The organism is Paraburkholderia sp. Ac-20347, assembly GCF_017104805.1.
GTDB classification, from domain to species: domain Bacteria; phylum Pseudomonadota; class Gammaproteobacteria; order Burkholderiales; family Burkholderiaceae; genus Paraburkholderia; species Paraburkholderia tropica.
Map to the genome: position 1 here is coordinate 1 of NZ_JAAGPN010000615.1, position 948 is coordinate 948.

At 70.9% G+C, this 948-nt stretch carries 1 protein-coding gene; it reads right to left on the minus strand.

Annotation, left to right across the window (positions count from 1 at the left end; genetic code table 11):
- A partial coding sequence (locus tag G3N97_RS39030) for an ATP-binding cassette domain-containing protein (RefSeq protein WP_205998030.1) occupies positions 1 to 948 on the minus strand: 948 nt, incomplete at both ends.

Sequence of the window (948 nt, forward strand, 5' to 3'; positions counted from 1 at the left end):
CACGCGCTTGCCGTTCAGGCGCAGTTCGCCGAGCACGCCGCGCTCCAGCCCGAACAGGCTGCGCACCAGCGGCTTGCCGCCCGATCCCACCAGCCCGGTCACGCCCAGCACTTCGCCGCGCCGCAGCGCGAACGACAGCGGACCGAAGCGCCCCGGCGCGTGCAGATCGCGGGCTTCGAGCACCACATCGTGCGTGTTCTGCGCGTCGTGTGCGTCGTGCGGCGCGTTCGAGACGCGGCGCGCGCGTGCCTCGGGCGGCGTGCCGATCATCGCTTCGACCAGCGTTTCGACGGGCGTCGTGCGCGCGTCGACCTGCGCCACGTCGATGCCGTCGCGCAGGACGGTCACGCGGTCGCAGAGCGAGGCGATTTCATTCAGATAGTGCGAGACGTACAGAATCGTCAGGCCGCGCGCGCGCAGCCGGTCGATGATCTGCAGCAGGCGCTCGACTTCGCGGCTCACGAGCGCGGCGGTCGGTTCGTCGAAAACGAGAATGCGCGGCGCGCGCATGAGCGCGCGCGTGATCTGCACGATCTGCTGTTCGGCCACGCTCAGTTCGCCGATCAGCCGGTCGGGCGGCAGCGCGATGTCGAAATGTTCGGCCAGCGCCTCGCTCGCGCGCCGGCGCATGCGACGCAGATCGAGCGGCAGCAGCGAGCGCAAGGCGCGCAGGCGCGGCAAACCGGGCACGCGCGGTTCGTCGCCCAGCGCGAGCGCTTCGGCCACAGTGAAGGTCGGCGAAAGCAGCCGCTCCTGATGAATGAACGCGATCTCGCCAGGCGCGCCGCCGTCGCGCTTTACGCCATCGACGCGAATCTCGCCTGCATCCGCGCGCTCCAGCCCCGCGAGTATCTTGATGAGCGTGGACTTGCCCGCGCCGTTCTGGCCGATCAGCCCGTGCACGGTGCCGCGCGCCGCGCTCAACGACGCGCCGCGCAGCGCCTGCAC